This window comes from Actinoplanes sp. NPDC023801, from assembly GCF_040639655.1.
Lineage (GTDB): Bacteria > Actinomycetota > Actinomycetes > Mycobacteriales > Micromonosporaceae > Actinoplanes.
In genome coordinates, this window is sequence record NZ_JBFAAI010000007.1 from 105,655 (window position 1) to 126,292 (window position 20,638).

18 protein-coding genes are annotated in these 20,638 nt (G+C 70.9%); 2 read left to right on the forward strand and 16 right to left on the reverse strand.

What is annotated here, in order from left to right; genetic code table 11:
- The first annotated feature begins 26 nt into the window (after positions 1-26).
- Positions 27-749 (forward strand): SDR family oxidoreductase, encoded by a 723-nt coding sequence (locus AB0G04_RS15655; protein ID WP_360982471.1) that lies wholly within the window; start codon positions 27-29, stop codon positions 747-749.
- 631 nt (positions 750-1,380) lie between these two features.
- On the opposite strand, the gene dgt is transcribed toward AB0G04_RS15655, so the two are convergent.
- Together dgt and AB0G04_RS15665 are read right to left on the reverse strand one after the other, a co-directional pair.
- Positions 1,381-2,847 carry a dGTP triphosphohydrolase gene (dgt, locus tag AB0G04_RS15660; RefSeq protein WP_360982473.1) on the reverse strand — a complete coding sequence of 489 codons (1,467 nt, stop codon included), beginning with the start codon at positions 2,845-2,847 and terminating at the stop codon, positions 1,381-1,383.
- A gap of 10 nt (positions 2,848-2,857) precedes the next feature.
- A complete protein-coding gene (locus AB0G04_RS15665; RefSeq protein ID WP_360982816.1) occupies positions 2,858-3,376 on the reverse strand; it encodes a hypothetical protein in 519 nt (172 codons plus the stop codon).
- Positions 3,377-3,525: 149 nt separating this feature from the next.
- On the opposite strand from AB0G04_RS15665, the gene AB0G04_RS15670 reads away from it, so the two are divergent.
- Positions 3,526-4,623, forward strand: coding sequence for an MBL fold metallo-hydrolase (locus tag AB0G04_RS15670; RefSeq protein WP_360982475.1), 1,098 nt, complete (start codon positions 3,526-3,528; stop codon positions 4,621-4,623).
- A gap of 137 nt (positions 4,624-4,760) precedes the next feature.
- Here AB0G04_RS15670 and AB0G04_RS15675 read toward each other — a convergent pair whose 3' ends face one another.
- From AB0G04_RS15675 to AB0G04_RS15740, 14 genes are all read right to left on the reverse strand, one after another.
- Positions 4,761-5,672 carry a YegS/Rv2252/BmrU family lipid kinase gene (locus AB0G04_RS15675; protein WP_360982477.1) on the reverse strand — a complete coding sequence of 304 codons (912 nt, stop codon included), beginning with the start codon at positions 5,670-5,672 and terminating at the stop codon, positions 4,761-4,763.
- A gap of 34 nt (positions 5,673-5,706) precedes the next feature.
- Entirely contained in the window at positions 5,707-5,907 is a 201-nt protein-coding gene (locus AB0G04_RS15680) for a hypothetical protein (RefSeq protein WP_360982479.1), read from the reverse strand.
- Between the two features lie 26 nt (positions 5,908-5,933).
- Positions 5,934-6,500: a GAF domain-containing protein gene (locus tag AB0G04_RS15685; protein ID WP_360982481.1), complete on the reverse strand. Its 567-nt coding sequence runs from the start codon at positions 6,498-6,500 to the stop codon at positions 5,934-5,936.
- A gap of 47 nt (positions 6,501-6,547) precedes the next feature.
- The gene (locus AB0G04_RS15690; protein ID WP_360982483.1) at positions 6,548-7,825 is read right to left on the reverse strand and encodes a hemolysin family protein; all 1,278 of its coding nucleotides are present in this window, start codon (positions 7,823-7,825) and stop codon (positions 6,548-6,550) included.
- 57 nt (positions 7,826-7,882) lie between these two features.
- Positions 7,883-8,785, reverse strand: a complete 903-nt coding sequence (locus AB0G04_RS15695) for a DNA-3-methyladenine glycosylase 2 family protein (RefSeq protein WP_360982485.1) — start codon at positions 8,783-8,785, stop codon at positions 7,883-7,885.
- 257 nt (positions 8,786-9,042) lie between these two features.
- Positions 9,043-10,266 carry a Pecanex-like protein 1 gene (locus tag AB0G04_RS15700; RefSeq protein WP_360982487.1) on the reverse strand — a complete coding sequence of 408 codons (1,224 nt, stop codon included), beginning with the start codon at positions 10,264-10,266 and terminating at the stop codon, positions 9,043-9,045.
- Positions 10,267-10,305: 39 nt separating this feature from the next.
- The gene (locus AB0G04_RS15705; RefSeq protein ID WP_360982489.1) at positions 10,306-11,082 is read right to left on the reverse strand and encodes a DUF4142 domain-containing protein; all 777 of its coding nucleotides are present in this window, start codon (positions 11,080-11,082) and stop codon (positions 10,306-10,308) included.
- A gap of 31 nt (positions 11,083-11,113) precedes the next feature.
- Positions 11,114-11,788, reverse strand: coding sequence for a hypothetical protein (locus tag AB0G04_RS15710; RefSeq protein ID WP_360982491.1), 675 nt, complete (start codon positions 11,786-11,788; stop codon positions 11,114-11,116).
- Positions 11,789-12,010: 222 nt separating this feature from the next.
- A complete protein-coding gene (locus AB0G04_RS15715) occupies positions 12,011-12,781 on the reverse strand; it encodes a zf-HC2 domain-containing protein (protein ID WP_360982493.1) in 771 nt (256 codons plus the stop codon).
- Complete coding sequence (locus tag AB0G04_RS15720; RefSeq protein ID WP_360982495.1) at positions 12,778-13,458, reverse strand: sigma-70 family RNA polymerase sigma factor; 681 nt, start codon at positions 13,456-13,458, stop codon at positions 12,778-12,780. Before AB0G04_RS15720 ends, AB0G04_RS15715 begins: the two co-directional genes overlap by 4 nt.
- Before the next feature lie 623 nt (positions 13,459-14,081).
- Entirely contained in the window at positions 14,082-15,053 is a 972-nt protein-coding gene (locus tag AB0G04_RS15725) for a hypothetical protein (protein ID WP_360982498.1), read from the reverse strand.
- Positions 15,050-17,539 (reverse strand): SMC family ATPase, encoded by a 2,490-nt coding sequence (locus AB0G04_RS15730; protein WP_360982499.1) that lies wholly within the window; start codon positions 17,537-17,539, stop codon positions 15,050-15,052. The genes AB0G04_RS15725 and AB0G04_RS15730 overlap by 4 nt, the downstream gene beginning before the upstream one ends.
- Complete coding sequence (locus tag AB0G04_RS15735) at positions 17,536-18,690, reverse strand: exonuclease SbcCD subunit D (protein WP_360982501.1); 1,155 nt, start codon at positions 18,688-18,690, stop codon at positions 17,536-17,538. The genes AB0G04_RS15730 and AB0G04_RS15735 overlap by 4 nt, the downstream gene beginning before the upstream one ends.
- 21 nt (positions 18,691-18,711) lie before the next feature.
- On the reverse strand, positions 18,712-20,499 hold the full coding sequence (locus tag AB0G04_RS15740; RefSeq protein WP_360982503.1) for an ATP-binding protein: 1,788 nt from the start codon (positions 20,497-20,499) through the stop codon (positions 18,712-18,714).
- Positions 20,500-20,638 lie beyond the last annotated feature (139 nt).

The following is a 20,638-nucleotide window of genomic DNA, read 5'->3' on the forward strand; positions in this document are numbered from 1 at the left end:
GCCTCCGGCCCCTAGCATCGACGGGTATGACACTCGCTCTGACCGGAAAGACCGCCCTCGTCACCGGCGGGTCCCGCGGCATCGGGCGGGCCACCGTGCTGCGTCTGGTAGCCGACGGCGCCCGGGTCGTGTTCACCTACCGCTCGGCCGGGGATGCCGCCGACGCCCTGGCCGCCGAGACCGGTGCGGTCGCGGTCCGCTGCGACCAGGCCGACCTCGACACCCTCCCGGCCGTCTTCGAACCGGTCCGGGACGGCCTCGACATCCTGGTGAACAACGCTGGGGTGGCCCTCGCCAAGCCCATCACCGAGATCACCCCGGCCGACTTCGACCGGATCATGACGATCAACACGAAGTTCCCGCTCTTCGCCCTGCAGGCCGCCGCCCCGCTCATGCGCGACGGCGGCCGCATCATCAACATCTCCAGCATCAACACCGTGGTGCCGGGCCCCGGCGGTGCCCTCTACAGCGCGAGCAAGGCGGCCCTCGAACAGGTGACCAAGGTCGCGGCCCGCGAGCTCGGCCCGCGCGGCATCACCGTGAACACCGTCTCGCCCGGCGCCACCGACACCGAGATGCTGCGCTCGGTCAACACTCCCGAAGGGCTCGAACGAGTCGCGGCCTTCACCGCGTTGCAGCGCCTCGGCACCCCGGCCGACGTCGCTGCGGTCATCGCCTTCCTGGCCGGCCCCGACTCCGCCTGGATAACCGGCCAGAACATCCACGCAGGCGGTGGCTTCCTGGTCTAACCCTTCGTCTGGTACGGGCTACGCCGCCCCAACCGCACCTCAGACCGTCCCGTGACACACCAGCGACGTGGCTGCCCACTCCCACCCCCAGGGCCCCCGCCGGGCTGCGGTGGGCCCCGCGGCCAGAGCCCAGCGCTGTATCCAAGGCCCGATACAGCCCAGGGCTCTGGCGGTCCGGCGGCCAGAACCCAGCGCCGTTTCGCGGGCGCTGATACAGCCCTGGGGTCTGGCCGCGGTCCGACGGCCTGACCCCAGCATCGCTGGCCGAGCGCCGATACAACCCGGGGTCCGGCGGGCCAGAACCCAGCGTTGCTGGCCGGACGTCGATACAGCCCAGGGTCCGGCGAGCCAGAACCCAGCGCTGCATTCAGGGCCCCGATACAGCGCTGAGGTCTGGCCGGGGGTGGGGTAAGGGGGAGCACGGATTCAGCCCGATAGGGGCCCTGGTGGCGGGAGTGAGCCACCTCGCGGGCGGAGCCACGGGACGGTCTGAGGTGCGGTTGAGGGGCGGCGGAGCCCGTACCGGAAAAGGGGTTGAGGGATCTGGCGCCTGGCCGGGGCCGCCGGGAGAAAGCGGCCGCACCGGGAGACGCAGCTCGCCGGACGGAAGCGACCGCACCGGGAGGCGGGGTCAGAGGACGAAGGCGTCGGTCCACAGCTGCCGGGAACGGCCGGACAGCGCCTCCATGAGGCCGACGGCCTGGCTGTCGGTGAGACCGGCGACGAAGTCTATGACGGCTCGACCGCGGGCCCGCGTGAGGCGTTCCGGGGTGCCGGCCGGCAGTTCGGCCACGGCGAGCTCGACCAGGTCGCGGAGGCGGCGGGGAAGGCGCTGTTCCTCGTCCGGGTCGGTGAGCCAGGCTGACAGGGCCTCGACCAGGGACGCCAGGAGGCGGGCCTGACCCCGCTGGTGCAGGGCGAGGTCGGGCCGTTCGAGCACGAACCGGTTCTGGACGAACTTGAGAATCTGCACCTCGTGCCACTGGGCGCGGGCCAGCTGGGCGTGACCGCTGCGGATCGCGGGCTGGCCGATCAGCTCGACGGATTCGACGAGGCGGCGGGTCCAGTTGGCGGAGAAGGCGGCCACCCGCGCCTCGGCCTCGAGGGAGCCGTCGAAAGGCCGGGCCAGGAGGCCGTCGACGAGTTCGGCGCGGACCAGTTCGACGGCGTCGGCGAAGGCCTCGTCGTCGGCGATCCACCCCTCCTTGCGGCGCAGCTGCCGGCGCAGGGACTCGATGGCGCCGCCGGCCCTGGTCAGGTCGGACTCGCTGCCCCAGCGCTGCCAGGCCATCAGTTCGGTGGCGACCAGGCCCTGCTGGAGGACGCCGACCCGGTGCACGTCCTCCAGGTCGTGGATGGCGTAGGCGATGTCGTCGGCGGTGTCCATCACCGAGGCCTCGACGGTCTGCTGCCAGTCGGCGACCCGCCCGGCGAACGGGGCCCGGGCGGCGCGGACGTCGGCGATCTCGGTGGAATAGGCGCCGAACTTCTGCGAGCCGCCGTCCGGGTCGTCGGGGACGGCGGCGGCACCGCGCGGCGGCGGATCCATGAAGCGCGGATGCGGGTCGGGGTGGGTGCGCCGGGTCCACGGGTATTTCAGGATGGCGGCGCGGACCGCGTTCGTCAGGTTGAGGCCGATGGTGGCCTGGGCGCCGATCTCGGTACTGGTGACGATCCGGTACGACTGGGCGTTGCCCTCGAAGCCGTCACGCAGTCCGAGCCGCTGCCGGGCCAGCCGGTCCAGGACCCGTTCGCCGAGGTGACCGAAGGGCGGGTGCCCCAGGTCGTGGGCGAGCGCGGCGGCCTCGACCACGTCGGGGTCGCAGCCCCCGAGCTTCTCCGACAGATCAGGGTCGGAGGCCCGCAACCGTTCGGCGATGGCCCGGCCGACCTGTGCCACCTTGAGGCTGTGGGTGAGCCGGTTGTGCACGAGCAGCCCCGCCCCGCCGGGACTGATCACCTGGGTGACCCCGGCGAGACGGGCCAGGAAGGGTGAGCTGACGATCCGGTCCCGGTCGACCCGGAACGGGCTCTGCGCCAGATCTCCGGGAGCTACCAGACTGTCACCGAAGAGGCGCTGAGCACGTGGATCGTCCATCCCTGTGAATCTACCGACTCTGCAGAGCGTCCAGCGCGACGGCCATGGCAATCACGAGGCGGCGGTCCAGGTACTGGTCATGGACGCTGACCTGGTACGTGTCGCGCAGACCCCACTTACGCACCACCGAGAAGGCCGGACGGCCCTGGATGGTGAAGTCGAAGTGGTACGGCAGCCACGACAGGTAGTCGACGAACCGTCGCAGGATCGCCACCCACTGGTTGCGTTCCTGGCCGGCGATCTCGCCGTAGCCGGGCTGCTCCACGATCCAGCTGGAGCGCAGCAGCGAGGCCGCGAAGTTCTTCCGGAACAGGCCGATGGGCTGCCCGTTGGCGTCGGTCACATCGTAGGTCGCGCCGAGGTCGATGACCTGCCGGGCCTTGAAACCGAGCAGCGGTGTCTGCTTGGTGTCGTCGGTGTAGAGGGTCACCTGCTCCTTGAACGCCAGCCGCTTCTGCTGGGCGAAGGCGAGGATGCCGGCCTCCTGACCGTCGGGTGAGACGGCGTGGACCTCGTACTGGTTGACCATGAGGCGGATGCGCTGGCGCACGATGAGGTGGGTCTGCGCCTGAAGGGTGTCTTGCGTCACCGCGGCAGTGTGTCATACCGGTCACTTGCTGAGGAGACGCTGAGGCAGGCGCTGGCCGTCATCTACCGGGGCAGGCCAGACTGGAGACCATGGCGAAACGAACGCGTACCGTGATGGCACTGGCGCTGGCGGCCGCGGCGGCTTGGGCCGCCCGTGACATTCCCGCTCAGCTCGGCGGCCGGGCAGCCGGTTCCCGCCGGACCCGGGTCGAGTCGTCGCCGCAGTTCTCCGGCGGCAAGTTCCGCAACACCGTGCCGGCCACCGAACTCGTCGCCGCGTCGATGCCACGGCTCGCGGCCGCGGCGGCCACCGGCCGGGAGGCCCGGCGGCCGCACCTTCCGGTCCCGCTTGTCACCCCGGCTCCCGGCGGCGACGCTTCCGGTCTTCACATCACCTGGTACGGCCATTCGTCCGCCCTGATCGAGATCGAGGGCCGCCGGGTCCTGCTCGACCCGGTGTGGAGCGACCGGTGCTCGCCGTCCCGGCTGGCCGGCCCGCGCCGGCTGCACGAGCCGCCGGTGGCGTTGCGCGAGCTGCCCCCGATCGACGCGGTGGTGATCTCCCACGACCACTACGACCACCTGGACATGGTGACGATCCAGACGCTTGCCGATCTGCAGGCGGCGAAGTTCCTGGTTCCGCTGGGGGTGGGGGCGCACCTGGAGCGCTGGGGTGTCCCGGCCGGCCGGATCGTCGAGCTGGACTGGAACGAGACGGCCACGGTCGCCGGGGTCGAGTTCGTGGCCACGCCGGCCCGGCACTTCTCCGGCCGTGGGCTGACCCGTGACGAGACGCTCTGGGCCAGCTGGGTGATCAACGGACCGACCCGGAAGGTGTTCTACTCCGGCGACACCGGCTACTTCCCCGGATTCGCCGGGATCGGCGAGTCGTACGGGCCGTTCGACGCGACCCTGGTGCAGATCGGGGCGTACGGCGACGCCTGGCCGGACATCCACATGACGCCGGAGGACGGCGTCGCCACCCACGTCGACGTGCGCGGCGGACTGATGATCCCGGTGCACTGGGCGACCTTCAACCTGGCCCTGCACGACTGGTCGGAACCGGCCGACCGCACCTGGCGGGAGGCCAAGGCCCGCGATGTCCGGCTGGCCGTGCCGCGGCCCGGTGAGCGGGTCGACGTCGACAACCCGCCGCCGGTGGACGGCTGGTGGCAGCAGATCAGCTGAACGATGCGGGCAGCGGGATCCCGTAACGGGCGCGGAGCAGCGGCGCGTCGCGCCGGTCGGCGGCCCGGGGTGGACAGCCGGTGTGCCGGCGCATCGCCCGCTCCGGGCCCTCGCCCCGCATGCCGGCCGGGCCCCGGCTATCCGCCGTTCGGTTCCCGCGGCACACAGATCTGTACGGCTCCCGGGACCACCTCGGCGGTGAACTTCTTCGTCTTCGACCGGGCGCCTCCGTCGAGTTCGTACTCGAGTTTCGACTCCAGGGTGACGTCGATACGGCGTGCCCGGGTGGTACGGACGAACGGCGACTTGTCGGACCGGGTGACCGCCATGGTGCCGAGGGCGCGGGCCCACTGCAGGGCGTTCTGGGCGGTGGCGACTCCGACGTCGAGCCAGCCGTCGTCGGGAGCGGCGTCGTCGAAGGCGTGGATGCCGCCGGTGATGGTGCCGACGTTGCCGATGAGGACACAGCTGGCCTCACCCTCGAACCAGTCGGTGCCGTCCACCTTGATCCTTGCCTGCGGCGCTTCGCCGTTGACGTGGCGGATGCCGGTCCAGACGTACGCGAGCTTGCCGAGCCGATCCTTCAGCGCCCCGTCCGCGTCCTTGATCATGGCGCCGTCGAAGCCCACACCGGCCATCACCGCGAAGTGCTCACCGGCGAGCCGGCCGAGGTCGAATCGGCGGCGGTCACCGGTGAAGGCGATGTCGACGGCTTCCGGAAGGTCCGTGGGGATGCCGATGTTGCCGGCGAACAGGTTGCCGGTGCCGGCCGGCATGATCGCCACCGGGATCTTGTTGCCGCCCTTCTCCTGGGCGAGTACGTCCAGACAGCGTTGCACCATGCCGTCGCCGCCCCAGACGACGAGCAGGTCCACACCGGCGGCGACGACCTTGCGCACCTTCTTGGGGGCCTTGCGGCTCTTCGGTACCTCGTGCCAGATCAGTTTCTCGACGCCGCGCCCGGTGAGGAGGCGGCGCAGCTCGTCGAGGCCGCCGCCGAGGGTCTTCCGCTGGTGGGCGACGACGGCGATCGTGCGGGGGGTTCGCATGTCGCCGCCGTTACCCGATGGCCGCGGAAATCAATCAGAGGAAGCCGAAGCGGCGCCGCTTCTTGCGGCCGAAGAGGGTCTCCGCGGTACCCGCGCCCTGGCGGAGGTAACGCGACAGCCGATTGTTGGGTCCACGGCGACGCTCGACGGTGTCGCTGAGCTTGCGGGCTCCCGCGACGCCGAGCGGGACGAGTACAGCGGTCAGGACGATGCGGCGAAGAAGGTTCCAGATCATGGCCGGGTAATACCCAGCCCGCGCGATCAGTTCACCGATTCCCGCATACGTTGTTCGGCGGCCGCGCTGCGGATCACCATGAGTCGCAGCTCCAGCTCGTCCGCGACGATCGAGGCCAGGTGCTCGAGCGCCTTGAGCTGCCGTGGTTCCGGCTGCCGCGGCACGCTGTCGATCACGTTGACGGTGCCGAGGCGGTAGCCGTCGTGGGTGCGGATCGGTGCGGCGGCGTAGAACCGCAGGCCCAGCTCCCCGCGGACCAGCGGGTGTTCCAGGGTGCGCGGGTCCACGGCCGCGTTGCTGATCACGTACACGTCATCCTGCGCGATCACCGAGGCACACAGGCCGGGCTCCTTGCCGACCTCGCGTACGCCGTTCAGCCCCTGGCAGGCGGCCAGCCAGACGCGGTCCCGCTCGACCAGCGAGACGGTGGCGATCGGCGTGCCGAAGAGGGCGCCGGCCACGAAGGCGATCCGGTCGTACGCCTCCTCGACCGGCTGGTCGACCAGCCGGTAGCGGCGCACGGCCTCGAGGCGGGCTTGTTCCCGCGGGTCCACGTTGTCCAGGTATTCGTAGGCGCTCGACGACTCTGTCATGGATGGCAGCCTATTCCCGGAGACCGCCCTGAGGGTCGCACAGATCGTCAGTCGTCCTGTTCCGGCAGGGCGCGGACCCGTACCTCGGTGATGGCCCGGCCGGTCACCTCGGTCACCTCGGCGGTGAACTCCGGCAGGGTCACCACCTCACCCGGCTCGGTGGGGATGTGACCCAGCTTGGCAAGCACCATCCCGGCGATCGTGGTGTAGTCGCCCTCCTCCTGGTGGTGGCCGTGGAACCCGACGTCCGGCAGGTCGTGGATCGGGAACGAGCCGGGCATCAGCAGAGCGCCGTCGGCCTCGCGTACGGTCGCCGCCACGTCCCGGTCGGTCTCGTCGTAGATCTCCCCGACGATCTCCTCGACCAGATCCTCGATGGTGACGATGCCGTCGATGGCCCCGCGCTCGTCGACGACCAGGGCGAGGGGCTGGCGTTCGGCCCGCAGTTGCTTGAGGGCGTCGGTCACCCGCAGTGTCTCCGGCAGGAACAGTGGCGGGCGGGCCAGCTCGTCGACCGGTCCGTCCGCGCCGACCAGGTCACGCAGGTGCACGACGCCGATCACGTCGTCCAGGCCGGCCGGTCCGATCACCGGTGCCCGGGAGTGCCCGCCGTCGATCAGCGCGCGCAGCGCGTCGGCGGCCGGCCGGCCGCTGGGCAGAGTCAGCACGTCGCGGCGGGGCACCAGGATCTCCCGCAGGATGCGGTCGGCGATCTCGAACGCGCCGGAGATGATGGTCCGCTGTTCGACGGAGAATTCCTGCTGGGCCGCGACCAGGTCGCGGATCTCCTCGGCGGTGACCTCGTCGCGCTGGGCGTGCGGGTCGACCCCGGCCAGCCGGACCACGCCGTCGGTGGCCCTGCCGAGCAGCCAGACCGCCGGGCGGGAGATCTGGGACAGCAGGTCCAGCGGCCGTGCCATGAGCAGTGCCCAGCCCTCGGCGCGCTGCATGGCGATCCGCTTCGGCGCCAGTTCACCGAGCACCAGGGTGACGAAGGTCAGCACCGCGGTGGTCAGGAAGGTGGCGGCCGGGTTGGCGGCGGCGCCGAGGAAGCCGAGTCGTTCGACGAGCGGCTGGGACAGGTAGATGGCCACCACCGCGGACGCGAGGAAGCCGCCGAGGGTGATGCCGATCTGGATGGTCGCCAGGAAGCGGTTGGAGTCCCGGGTAAGGCGGGCCAGCACCCGCCCGGAGCGGGATTCCCGTTCCAGGCGCTGCACCTGGCCGTCGCGCAGTGAGATGAGGGCCATCTCGCTGCCGGTGAACACGGCGTTGACCAGGATCAGCAGGAACACCAGGAGGACCGGCACACCGATGCCATCCATCACGACGCCTTTCGGGACAAATGACACATTCCCGAACAATTTAGCGAGCGTACGGGTTCAGAACCGGGAGAACGACCGCAGGGGCATCCGCGGGCCGAACTTCGGGGCGCTGATCCCGCCCATCGCCAGCAGATCGCACACCCGGCCACGATGGCCACGGAACGGCTCGAGCAGCTCGAGCATCCGATCGTCGCTCCCGCGGGCCTCACCGGCCAGCGCGAACGCCACCGTGTTCGGGATGTGGAAGTCGCCGACACTCACCGCGTCCGCGTCGCCGTACGCGTGCCGGACCGTCTCGGCGGCGGTCCACGGGCCGATCCCCGGCAGAGCCGTCAGACGAACCGTGGCCTCCGCCGCGTCGGCGCAGCGCTCCAGCCGGGCAGCGACCTGGGCGGCCCGCAGCAACGCCTGGGTGCGGCGCTGCTCCACCCCGAACGGATGGAACTCCCAGTAGGCGGTGGCCGCCACGGCGGCCGGGTCCGGTGGCAGCACGAGCCCGGCGGGGCCCGGCGCCGGTTCGCCGAAGTGCCGGCACACCGCCCGGTACGACCGGTGGGCCTCCTTGCCGGTGACCTTCTGCTCCAGGATCGCCCGCAGCAGCCGGGGGAAGAGCAGGCCGGTGGCGGGCAGCCGTACGCCGGAGAAGGTCTTGGCCAGACGCCCGACCAGCGGATGCCGCGCCGCCAGCGCCGGGAATCCGCTCACATCGTCGCGGAGACCGGCCACCGCGTCCGCGCGGTCGGCGGCCCATCCCGCGCCCGGCCCGTGCCCGGTGGCCACGAGTTGCCCCGCGTCGCGGGTCAGATGAAGCGTGGCCGGGCCGTCCGGGGTACGCATGGCGAGCCAGAAACCGTCCTCCCGGACCGTGCCGCACGGGTCGTGCTTGGGCACGAGGAGCGGCCGCACCGACGAACCGAAGGCGTAGCGCTCCGGAAGGCTTAGCCGGCGGGTCACGGTCACCGCGCAACTATGCCACCCCGCGGCCGGTTCACGCGGGCACGCCGATGGCCCTGACCATGCTCCGGGGTCAGGGCCATCGGGCCGTGACCGGACACCCGAGAAAGGTCCGGTCACCCTCTGCGGAACCGCCCGTCCCGTCCAGCAGGGGGAAGGACGGCCGCCGGTACCGATGGGGGGTTCCGGACCAGGTTGGGAGAACCCGGTCCGGTTCGGTTCCCGGCGGAGCGACGTACGGCTCCGCGATCAGTGATCGACGGTCAGCGGACCCGGATACGAACCGAGTCGAAGGCCGGCGTCTGGTTGGCGCGCTCCATCATCGGGATACGGTGCGAACCGTCACCCGCCCACGAGGAGCACTGGAACTCGCCGGACTGGGGCAGGCCCGGCACCTGGATGGCGACGGTGTCCGGCTGGGCGCCACCGCGGCTGTCCTCGGTCGCGACGAAGAACGCCGGAACCGGGTCACCGGCGGGGGCCGCGTTGCGGTTGTCCAGGATCCGGCACGCGGTGTGGAAGTGACCGCGGACCAGGCCGCCCTGCAGCACGCTGCTCTCCACGTAGTAACCGCCCTGGCCGGCCGCGAGGAAGCGGTCCCGGATCAGGTTGCGGGTGCTGACCTGGAGGGTGAAGGGCTGGTTCCGGTTCACCACGCGCGGCGCGCCGGTGATCAGCAGGGTGGGGTTGTTGGCGGCCGCACCGACCTCACCGAACTCGGTGGAGACGCAGCGGTTGCCCCGCTGGAAGCCGTCGTGGTCCTCCAGGTCGGAGGTGTCGCAGCTGTTGGTGAGGATGCCGAGGCCGGCGCCGGGCGGCGGCGTGGTGGCGGTGGGCTGGGGAGCCGGGTTCTGGTTCCCGCCGCCCTGGTTACCACCGTTGTTGTTGCCGCCCTGGTTGTTGCCGCCCTGGTCGCCACCGTTGTTGTTGCCGCCGTTGTCGCCGCCCTGAGCGGGCGGCTGGCTGCCGGCGCCGGTGCTGGGCTGGGCTCCGTTGCTCGGCTGGGCTCCGGTGCTCGGCTGGGCACTGGCGTTGCCGCCGTTGTTACCGCCCTGGTTGCCACCGTTGTTGTTGCCACCCTGGTTGCCGCCGTTGTTGTTGCCACGGCCACGGTTCCGGCGGGCCAGCGTCTCAGCGTCGGACGCGACGTTGTTCATGACCCACTCGCGGCACCGGGTACGGACCTGAGCGGTCGTCGCCACGTCACCGGCACCGTCGTCCGCGTGCTGCGTGACCCGGCCGTTGTTGGTGGTGTACGTGCCCTTCCGGGTCTGGGTCGACAGCCGGGAGGACTTCGGAGCCGTGAGGTTGTCACAGGAGGCCAGAGCCCGTTTGGTGACCGGGTCCTCGGAGCTGGCATTGGAGATCTGCGTGACGGCCACGACACCACCGAACGCTGCCAGCGAAGCGGCGGCGAGGGCGATGATGCGGCGCCGACCGCTGAACCACGCCGGTGTATTGGCGCGGCGGTACTTGGACCTTCGCATGGGGTGACACCTTTCTCTGTCGCCTGGGCGATGTTTGACCTACCGTGCGCGGAAGATGCGCATGGTGGTGACGACCCCGACAACCAGCGCGGCAGCGAGGACCAACAGGATCACGGTGTTGCTGAGGCCGGGGATGTTCTCCCCGGAGGTGGCTGAAACCAGCATCTGGTTGTCGATGGGCACCGGGCCCTGACCCGCGGCGGCCTTCGGAGCCGGCGCCGTGGGCAGCGCGGCGTAGTCGACGATGCCGCTGCTCTCCAGCAGGGTCATGTGCGTCATCACGAACTGGTTGGTCTGCTGCGCGAGCTTGCGGACCGAGTCGTTGCGCGTGGTGCCGCGGATGGTGGCGATGGCGGGGAAGATGTTGCCGTGGGCGGCCCGGAGCCGGTCGATGAAGATCTGGTCAAGCTGCTTCGGGGTCGGAGCCGTCCTCATCTCGTTCAGCCAGGCCTGCTGATCGCCGTTCGGCTTGTTCGGCAGCATGATGCCGAGCTTCGCGGCCACCGCCCTGTCCAGCGCATCGAGGGACTCGTGCTGCTTGGCGATCTCCGCGCCGATCTTCCGGATCACCGGGTTCTCGGACTTCTCCGCGACCATGTTGCCGGCCGGGACCTCCCAGAGACCGGCCAGCCGGACCTTGACCACGAAGTCACGGTCCGCGGCGCTGACCACGCCGGAGCCCTTGTCGGTCAGACCGGTGTTCGGGGGTACCGGTACCGCGGGCTCGGCGTGGGCGGCACTGGTCGGCGTCACCATGAACGCCAGGGACAGTGCCAGCGTGGCGACCAGCCATCGGGGAATACGGCGGGTCCTCATGTCTTCCTCCAACCTCCGGTGCTGTGCCTGATCAGTAGCTGTAGTCGCCGCCGGCGTCCGCGTCGCCGCCGGCCTCACCCTCGGCGTCCTTGGGCGGCGCGACCGGCTTCGACACGGCGGGGAGGCAGGTCAGGTTCTTGGTGCCGTTCGGCTGGATCACGAACCAGGTGCCACTGACGTTCTGGCCCTTCCACTGACCGGCCTTCTTGTCACCGATGTAGCGGTAGAGCGGCCAGCCCTTGAGGGTGAGCTGCTTGGTGCCGTCGGCCCGGGTGACGGTCCCGACCAGGGACTCGTCGACGCCGTCCAGGGTCGGCTCGCCGTCGTTGGTGTAGACCGGCGGCCAGATCTTGGCGCATTCGTCGTTGCAGTTCGACTTGGACGGGCTGTCGCCGTCCTTGTCGAAGCGGTAGAGGACGAAGCCGTCCTCGTCCTGCACGGTCGTGCCCATCCGGGCGACCTTGCGGGCGTTGAGCTCCGTGGTGGCCAGCTCGTCGCTGATCTCCGGCGTGTTCGCCTCGCCGTCGGCCGGCTCGGCCGGTGCGGTCGCCTCGGCTGTGGGGTCGCCCGCCTCCGCACCCGGCGTGGCGGCGACATCGTTGGACGCCGGCTCAGCCGCGTTGCCGTAGTCGGCCGCGTTGTATCCGGTCGGGGCGCAACCGGCCATGGCGATCACCGCCGCCAGACCCGCGCCGACAACCTTCAACTTTCGCTTCTCCGGTGCCACTGGCCCCTCCAACTGATTCAGGGTCATGCCATTTCCGGCCAGTAGTACGGAGAGGGGTTCAAGTCGGTTGAACATTCGGGTGGATCAAATCAATGTTTTTTCGGTTGAACCTTCTGGCCGTCCGGTACGTAAAACCGGGGATCACCTGCGCAAAAAAGGCCCGGTCGCCTCAGCGACCGGGCCATTTCGGTGTTCGTACGGTTACGGAACGCGAACCAGAGTTTCGCCCACGCCACTCTCGGTGATCTCCTGCACCTGCACGTGAGCGATGTCGTCACGCGGGGTGGAGGTGACCGCCTGCAGCATCAAGGGCTCGCGGTTGGCCGCCGTGCCCCAGCCCTTGTCGCCCACCGTCCAGTCGGCGATCTTCTCCGAGGTGCCGTCCCGGCGGACCAGGTACAGGGCGCACTTCTTCGGCCCGCTCACGCCGGCGACCGCGAAGGAGACCTGCGTGCCCCAGTCCTTCTTCAGCAGGCCCACCGCGGCGCTGACACCGCTGCGCGGGTCCTTGCCGGTGAAGTTGTCACCGGGCAGCGGCGTGCCACCGATGTCCACGTTGTCGGCGGGCAGCGGGTCGAGCTTGTTGCCCGCCTCGGCGGTGCTCCCCGGCTTGGCCGTGCCGTCGCCGCCGAGCCACTCGCCGCCGGCGAAGAGCGCGCCGACGGACAGCATCGCGAAGATCACCACGGCGGCGGCAAGCGAGTAGAGGCGGCGGCTGTTGGCACGCTGCCGCTCGGCACCGACCTCGCGGAGCATCTTGTTGAGCACCGCACCGTCCCGTTCGGCACGCTCGGCGGCCTCGAAGGCCTCACCGTCGACGGTCGCGAGGACGTCGGCCACCTCGACGAACGACTCCAGCTCGTACGCGCACTGCGCGCAGTCGATGAGGTGGTCCTCGAAGCGGGCCGCGTCCCGGTCGTCCAGGATGCCGAGGGCGTAGGACGCCACGTCGTAGTGCTGGTCCTGGGTCATTCCGTCACCCCCCGCTGCTGCAGAGCGGTCCGGAGGGCGCGCAGCGCGTAGTAGACCCGTGACTTGGCCGTGCCGAGCGGCAGGTTCAGCGCCTCGGCGGCCTCCGGGACGGTGCGGCCACGGAAGTACGTCTCGATGAGGATCTCCCGATGCGAGTGGCTGAGCTGCCGGAGCGCGTCCGAGACCGTCATCGACTGCAGGACCTTGTCGGTCTCGTCGGACGTGGTCGGGAAACTCTCCAGCTCACGATCATACGTCTCGGCGGGGCGCGCATTGGCGCTGCGATGCTCGTCGATGGCGATCCGCCGGGCGACGGTGACCAGCCACGGGCGCAGCGACTGCTGTCCCTGCGCGCCGAGCCGGTGCGCGTTGCGCCAGGCCCGCAGGAGGGTCTCCTGCACGATGTCCTCGGCGCGCTGCCGGTCTCCACCGGTCAGCCGCAGCACGAACATCAGCAGGGGACCGGCATGCTCCTCGTACAGCAGCCGCACGAGGGTGTCCTCGTGACCCGGCGTGCTGTTCGGAGCGGCCTCGTGCCGCGGTGACTGCCGCGGGATCACCGTGCCCTCGTCCCGGTTGTTGCCACCGTCGAGAGCCTGCCACCTACCACCGGAGTGTTGCCGTGCCATCACAAGCACCCTCTCCGGCGCGAGCCGATCCTCGGCCACCGCATGCATCGATACCTCCGCCCGGACCTTTCCCCGTCGCCTGAGATACGGCCGGGAGGCCCGGTCGGGATCAAAGCCGGGGCGAGATTTTCCGGGACGCTCGGTCTCAACGGTCCTCCGCTGCTTTCGTGGTGGAGAGGCAACCCTAGCCGCCGATCACGCTCCGTATTGATCAACGCCGATCGGGATGCCAGGTAAGCCGGAATGATACTCAGCGACATTCGACCCTGGACATGTCCCCGAGAATAATTCTCGCCGATCGCGAGAGAGCGTGATCTCGCAGCGTGAACAGGCGATTTCGCTCCGTTGTCACACGTGCGTATTGTGCGGTGAATGCGCGCTCCCATGAGCCGATCGGGGGATGCCTCAATGACGGATGGACTCTTTCGGGCGACACCCGTCAGGGAGCGCTCCCATTCCCGATTTCGCAGTTGGTGAGCCTGCGTGCCGCCGCTCGCCGGGCGCCGCGGGCACCGGGCGCGGGCAGGTCGGCACGACCACCTTTCCCCACGGGCGACGGCGTTCCGATGTGCGGATGAAGTCCCCAGACCGCGGGACGGAACAGTCTCTTCTGAGATGGCCCCGGCCCACCTGGCGAGAACGGAATGTGCACGATCACAAGACGGTCCGCCTCAGCGGGTGCGACTGGTCGCCAGCGACAACGCACGGTGCAGGACCCGGGCGTCGCCGAGCATCCCCCGCAGCCGGCGCTCCAGCCCCGCGATCGGCACCAGGTTCTGCGGGGCACGCGGATCCTTGTACGCCGACGAGGCGAACCGCGGCAGCGTCGCCACCGACACCTCGGCAAGCTCGATCGCCTGCTCGGCCGTCAGCTCCGGCGAACACTCCACCCGCACGATGCCCGACCACGGGGCGCCCGACGCCCCGGGCAGCCGGAGGTACCACGACCAGCCGCCCCACACCGAGCCCAGGTGGAACACCGGCGTCCGCTGACCCGGCCGCAGCCGGGGCACGATCGCCTCCTGCGCGGCCGGCAGATAGTGCTTCTGCTGGGTCTTTACGTAGCCGATGGTCCGTGGCAGCTGCCGCCGGTTGCGCAGCGGTCCGTCCACGACCAGCAGATCCGCGCCGTCCGAGCCACCGTCCCGGGCAGCCGCCGAGATCTCGATCTCCAGCGCGGTCAGCGGCCCCTGCACCGCGGCCGGCAACTTGCTCGCCTCACCGGCACCGCTGATCCGGTGCACCTCGTAACGCACCGACCCGGCCTGCACGTCGGTGGCCGTCGGGCTCGCCGTGAACAGACCCCGGGCGACCCGCGCGCCGACCAGCTCGGCCACACCCCGCGCCAGGTCACAACGGACCACCCCGGCGGCGTACGAGGCGGCCAGCCCCGCGTACGACGTGCCGTCCTCCTCAGCCGTCCACAGCCCGGCGTCGTTCCGCCGCACCCCGTCGACCAGGAACACCACGTCCGGCACCGCAGTCGTCCGGGACACGTCGATCGGCGCCCACTCGGCGGCCGGAACCTCCACGTCCACGTCGACCTGGGCACTGCTGGACGAGCCCGGCCCGTCCCCGCCGTCGCCGCCCTCGAACGAGGAGCCGTAGGACGGGTCCCAGGCATCGACGAACATCCGAGTCACAGACCGACCCTCTCGACATGGGCGGTACGCGCGTCCTTGCGCACCTCGAACCGGACCGGCACCCGCTCGGCGAGCGCGTGCACATGGGTGACCAGGCCGACCATCCGGTCGCCGCGGGCCGCCAGGTTCTCCAGCGTGGCCGCCACGACGTCGAGGGTGGCCGCGTCCAGGGTGCCGAAGCCCTCGTCCAGGACGATCGACTCGAGGCTCGCCGCAGTGGTGCTCATCCCGGCCAGCTGCTCGGACAGCGCCAGCGCCAAGGCGAGCGAGGCCTGGAACGTCTCGCCGCCGGACAGGGTCCGCACCCCGCGCCGCAGCCCCGCGTCGTGATGGTCGACGACGAAGAACTCGCCCTTGTCGTGTATCAACTCGTACTGACCGCCGGTCAGCTCCCGCAGGATCCGGGACGCCCCGTCGACCAGCAGGTCGAGTGCCTCCTCCAGCAGCCAGCGCTCGAAGTTGTTCGCCCGCAGATGCCCGGCCAGCGACTTCGCCACCCGGCTGTCGCGCAGCAGCGTGTCCCGCTGCTCGATCGCGGTCCGGGCCTCCGCACGACGCTCGGCGAGCCGCCGCCAGGCCGCCTCGGCGCGTTCGGCCGTCACCGCGGCGGCCCGGATCAGGCCCGCCTCGTCAGCCGACGCCGGACCCGGTGCACCGGCCGCGGTGAACAGGTCCACGATGTCGGCGCGGGCCCGGACCGTCTGCTGGTGCGCGGCGGCCACCGCGGCCACCGCCTTGGCACGGGCCGCCTGCCGGGCGGCGTGCTCCCCGGTCGCCCAGCCGACCAGGGCGCGCCAGGCACCGGCGAGGTCCTCCCGTTCGGCGGGCGGCGGGCCGAACCGGGCCAGACCGTCCCGCACCGCGTCGAACGTGCGCCAAGCCGTACGCTGCTGCTCCTCGGCGGCCCGGAGCACCGTCTGCGCCTTGCGCTGCGCCTCGCGCGCCGCGCGTACCGCCGCCCCGGCGTCCTCCAGCCGCCGTTGCAGGGCGCCCAGCTCGGCCAGCCGCCGCTGCAGCACCTCCACCCCGGGCAGCGCCTCGACGGCCTTGCGCACCTCGGCCAGCCGGGTCAGGTGATGCTCGTGCTGGCCGCGCTTACGTTCCAGGTCGAAAGCCGCGTTGCGGGCGACCGCGTCGCGTTCCCGCCAGCGGGCCTGCGCCGACTCGGCCTCCTCGCGGGCCACGTTGCCGGCCTGCTCGGCCAGCCGGACCGCCGACTCCCGGGGCACCTCGGGCACCACCGTGACGGTCTGCTCGCAGACCGGGCACGAGTCGCCGGCCTTGAGGTGGCCGCGCAGCGCCACCGCCCGGTCCCGCTGCTGGGCGTCCCGGTAGTCCTGACGGGCCTGCTCCAGCAGCTGCTGGGCACCGAGGTGCTGAGCGTGGGCCAGCTCGGCGGCGGCCAGCGCGTCCCGGTGCTCGACGTCGGCCACCGACACCTTCCCGGCGAACCACTCCTCCTGCTCGATCAGCCGGCCCAGCTCGGAGTGCCGGTCCAGCGCCACCCGCAGCTGCCCGGGATCACCGGCCGCGGACAGCTCGCCGCGCACCTTCTCCTCGGCCTCCTCGGCCGCGTGGACCTCGTCGGCGGCCCGGTCGGCCGCCTCACGTGCCGCGGCGACCGCGCCGGTGGCCTCGCTCAGGCCCGCGGGGGGACGCACGGAGCCGAGCGACGCCAGCTCGGCGTCCACCGCGTCGAGCGCCTCCGAGGCGGCGACCTCGGCCGCCCGGACCGTCCGCAGCCCCGGCACCGCTGCCTCCACCGCGGCGGTCAGCTCCCGCATCCGCTCGAGACGGCCGGCGGCGTCCGCCACGGCCTCGTCGGTGGCGTCGCCCAGGGCACCGAGCCGCTGCTCGACCACGGTCAGTTTGGCCTCCGCCCCCTTACCGCGCTCGGCGGCCTTGACCTGCACCTCCTCGTAGACGTGCAGGCCCAGAAGGTTGACCAGGATCTGCTGCCGGGTGGCCGGCTTGGCGTGCAGGAAGTCGGCGAACTGCCCCTGCGGCAGCACCACACAGCTGGTGAACTGCTCGTAGGGCAGGCCGACCGCGTCCAGCACGGCCGCGTCCATCTCGGCGGGTGTGCCGGCCAGGACCTCGCCCAGGTCCGCCAGGTCCATGCCGGTGTCGAGCTTGGTGACGTCGAAGCCGGGCGGCATCAGCTGCAGTCCGGCCCCCGCGGTCTTCACGTTGCCCCGGCCGTCCCGGCGGACCACCCGGGTCGCCACGAAGCGGTCGCCGGCCGACTCGAACACCAGCCGCACCCGGGCCTCGGCGGCCGACGGCGCGAGGGCGTTGACGATCCCCCGGGCGCCGCCCCACCGGGGCACCGTGCCGTAGAGGGCGAAACAGATCGCGTCCAGGACGGTCGACTTGCCCGACCCGGTCGGGCCGACCAGGGCGAAGTAGTCGGCGTCGGTGAAATCCACGGTCGTCTGGTCGCGGAAGACCGTGAACCCGGCCATGTCGAGCCTCAGTGGCCTCATCGGTTGCTGCTCACCTCGTCGTAGAGCGCGTCGAAGAGCTCGCGGACGCCCTCCTCGGCGTTGCCGCGGCTGTCCAGGTAGTCGCCGAAGAGCTCGCGTGGCGACCGGCCGGCCCGCTCGGCGCTGCGGGCGCCGCTGCGGCTCGGCAGCATGTCCGGGTCGACGCGCACCTCCAGGGCGTTCGGCAGGAGCTCCTGCACGTCCTCGCGCAGGCCCGGCCGGGGCGTTTCCCGCACCAGGACACGCAGCCAGGCATCCGGAAGGTTCACCGTGGCCAGCTGCTCCAGGGTGCCGCGGACGGTCCGCAGGGTGAGCGCCGAGGTCACCGGGACGTCCCGGACATGGGCCGCCTTGTCGGTGGACACGTCGACGATTGCGACCGAGCAGACGTTCTCCTCCTCGCCGAAGTCGACGGCGAGCGGGCTGCCGCTGTACCGGGTGGGGCACGGGGAGATCACCGTCTGGGTGCGGTGCAGGTGGCCCAGAGCGACGTAGTGCGCGTTCGGCGGGAAGACGGTGGCCGGCACCGCGTACCCCATGATGGTGTGCGCCTCGCGCTCGCCGCCGCCGGTGCTCGCGCCGACGATCGTCAGGTGTGCGGTCAGCAGGTTGACCGCGCCCGGCTCCTCGAACGGCGCGCTCACCTTCGCGATCAGGCGGGCCATCAGGTCGGCGTACGTCTGGTTGGCCTCGGCGGCGGTCAGTTCGTACATCTCGGCCGCGCGGATCGCGTACCGCTGGGAGAGGAACGGCAGAGCGACGAGCCGCCACCGCTCACCGCCCTCGGTGGTCCCCTCGATCAGAAGATCGGTCAGATCACCCTTGGGGTACGACCCGCGCAGCTCGATCCCGGCCGCGTCGGCCCATGGCCGCAGCGCGTCGAGGGCGGCACCGTTGTCGTGGTTGCCGCCGATCGCCACGACCCGTGCACCGGTGTTGCGCAGCGCCGACAGCGCCCGGGTGACCAGGCGGGTCGCGTCGGCGGTCGGCGCGGCGGTGTCGTAGAGGTCACCGGCCACGATCACCAGGTCGGGGCGTTCGGCGCGGGCTATCTCCACCACCTGGGCGAGGACCTTGATGTGCTCCTCGTGGCGGTTGCGGCCCTTGAGAACCTTCCCGACGTGCCAGTCGGAGGTGTGCAGGATGCGCATCGCTGAACCCTAGTCCGAACGCTAGAAGGGAATGTCGTCGTCGGCCCCTGGTCGCCCGCCTATCACCGCGAACGGGTCGGCGCCCTGGACTATCGAACGGAGCGTCTCGGCCGGCGGCGGTCCGGACTCCGACTTGCGGGTGGCCCACGCCGGGAACGGGAACTCGACGCAGAGCGGCACCGGGATGTCCGGCTGGTTCACGAACATCGTGCCCGGCCGGGCGAGCAGGGCACGCTGGCGCATGGCGGGTGGCAGGAAGCCGTACTCCGGCCTCGACGCCTCGGCCGGGTCGAGCCGGCCGACCACCCGGATCGCCGAGTTGGTGACGATCCGCCGCTCCACCTCGCTGGCGGTCTGCTGGGCGCCGATCAGGATCACACCGAGTGACCGGCCCCGCTCGGCGATGTCGAGCAGCACCTCCTTGATCGGCGAGGAACCCTCCCGCGGGGCGTACTTGTTCAGCTCGTCGAGGACCACGAAGAGCAGCGGCCGGCCGGTGCCCGCCTTCTCCTTCTCCTCGAACTCCGTCTTCAGCGTCACACCGACCACGAACCGCTGGGCCCGGTCCGGCAGGTTGTGCAGGTCGACCACGGTGACCTGGGCACTGTCGGCGGTCTTGATCCGGTGCGGGCGGCGCTGCGCCAGGTCACCGCGGATCAGCCGGGACAGGTCGCGCTTGCTGCCGATCAGCCGCCGCGCGAAGGCGTTTACCGTGCCCATGTTGACCGCGCTGCCCGCCCAGGTGGACCGGGTCTCGTCGTCGGTGAGCTGCTCGACGACGTGATCCACCAGATCCTGGTACGAGGAGATCCGCTTGCCGTCGATGCTGATGCCGCCCTCGGCGGGAACCGCGTACCGGTTCAGGTGGGCGGTCACCGAGTGGACCACCATCGTGTACTGCTGACGCTCGTCGTCGGCGTCGGCGAACACGTACGGCAGGAGTTTCTGCTCGCAGAACTCGGCGAGAGTCCAGTAGAACGCGTCGACGCCGGTGAGCCGGCTGGCCACGTCGGGTGCGCCGGACGAGTCGCCGGCCCGGGGCGGCGCGTAGACCCGCACGTCCGGGAACGGGGCGGCCGGCAGACCGAGCAACGCGTACGCCTCGCGGGTCCGGTCGTCGAGTTTGATGTTCGGATGGTCGAGGAAGAGCAGGTCCTCGCCCTTGACGTTGAAGATCAGCGCGCGGGCGTTGGTGCCGTCGGCGCCCAGCTGCCCGGACCGGAACACCGAGTACAGCAGGAACGTCGCGAAACTGGTCTTGGTCGCCACCCCGGAGATGCCGGAGATCGACACGTGCGCGCCGCGGGTGCCGTCCATGAAGTCGGCGTTGAGGAAGACCGGGACACCGTCGCGGCCGGTGCCCATCGGGACCCGCCGCTCCATCCGGTCGAAGTGCAGCGCCGCGTCCCGGGCGTCGCCGGTGGCCCGGTGCACCACCGCGCCGGGGGCGGGCGGCACATAGAGCTCCGGGTCGACGCGGGTGGTGGTGATCTCGGCCGCCTCCTGCACCATCGCGGGCAGCGTGCCGTCGGCGATGGCGAACACGTCCGAGTCGAACTGGGCACCCTCGTGCCGGGCCCGGACCTGGGTGACCACCCCGGCGATCGTCACCGGCTCGCGGTCCGGCAGGTCGCGCCTGGTCACCACGACGTCGTCGAGCTGGAGATAGCTGCCCGGATTGACTGCCGTCCAGAACTGCAGCGGTGTCGCGTCCGCTGTTCCGAGCACCCTTCCGACCGGGTTCTCACCCGGTTGGTCATTCAGTTTTCCGCCACGGAGGAGCCCAGCTTCGTCAGACACAGGGATCATGGTGCCTCAGCGGTACGACAAAATGCCTGCGGCCTCGGTTGTCCACAACTTCTGGTGTCCATCCACAGAGTTATGCACAAGATCTTGACCTTTGGGCGAAGGCGCGCCTGAAACCGAACCGATTACACCTTTCCGGGCA

What these genes read in the sequence shown, in the direction of transcription:
- AB0G04_RS15740 (WP_360982503.1), bottom strand. Translation starts at nt 20,499, where the DNA reads ATGATCCCTGTGTCTGACGAAGCTGGGCTCCTCCGTGGCGGAAAACTG.
- dgt (WP_360982473.1), bottom strand. Translation starts at nt 2,847, where the DNA reads ATGGACGATCCACGTGCTCAGCGCCTCTTCGGTGACAGTCTGGTAGCT.
- AB0G04_RS15655 (WP_360982471.1), top strand. Translation starts at nt 27, where the DNA reads ATGACACTCGCTCTGACCGGAAAGACCGCCCTCGTCACCGGCGGGTCC.
- AB0G04_RS15675 (WP_360982477.1), bottom strand. Translation starts at nt 5,672, where the DNA reads ATGCGAACCCCCCGCACGATCGCCGTCGTCGCCCACCAGCGGAAGACC.
- AB0G04_RS15735 (WP_360982501.1), bottom strand. Translation starts at nt 18,690, where the DNA reads ATGCGCATCCTGCACACCTCCGACTGGCACGTCGGGAAGGTTCTCAAG.
- AB0G04_RS15720 (WP_360982495.1), bottom strand. Translation starts at nt 13,458, where the DNA reads ATGCATGCGGTGGCCGAGGATCGGCTCGCGCCGGAGAGGGTGCTTGTG.
- AB0G04_RS15670 (WP_360982475.1), top strand. Translation starts at nt 3,526, where the DNA reads ATGGCGAAACGAACGCGTACCGTGATGGCACTGGCGCTGGCGGCCGCG.
- AB0G04_RS15730 (WP_360982499.1), bottom strand. Translation starts at nt 17,539, where the DNA reads ATGAGGCCACTGAGGCTCGACATGGCCGGGTTCACGGTCTTCCGCGAC.
- AB0G04_RS15715 (WP_360982493.1), bottom strand. Translation starts at nt 12,781, where the DNA reads ATGACCCAGGACCAGCACTACGACGTGGCGTCCTACGCCCTCGGCATC.
- AB0G04_RS15680 (WP_360982479.1), bottom strand. Translation starts at nt 5,907, where the DNA reads ATGATCTGGAACCTTCTTCGCCGCATCGTCCTGACCGCTGTACTCGTC.
- AB0G04_RS15665 (WP_360982816.1), bottom strand. Translation starts at nt 3,376, where the DNA reads ATGGTCAACCAGTACGAGGTCCACGCCGTCTCACCCGACGGTCAGGAG.
- AB0G04_RS15700 (WP_360982487.1), bottom strand. Translation starts at nt 10,266, where the DNA reads ATGCGAAGGTCCAAGTACCGCCGCGCCAATACACCGGCGTGGTTCAGC.
- AB0G04_RS15685 (WP_360982481.1), bottom strand. Translation starts at nt 6,500, where the DNA reads ATGACAGAGTCGTCGAGCGCCTACGAATACCTGGACAACGTGGACCCG.
- AB0G04_RS15690 (WP_360982483.1), bottom strand. Translation starts at nt 7,825, where the DNA reads ATGGATGGCATCGGTGTGCCGGTCCTCCTGGTGTTCCTGCTGATCCTG.
- AB0G04_RS15705 (WP_360982489.1), bottom strand. Translation starts at nt 11,082, where the DNA reads ATGAGGACCCGCCGTATTCCCCGATGGCTGGTCGCCACGCTGGCACTG.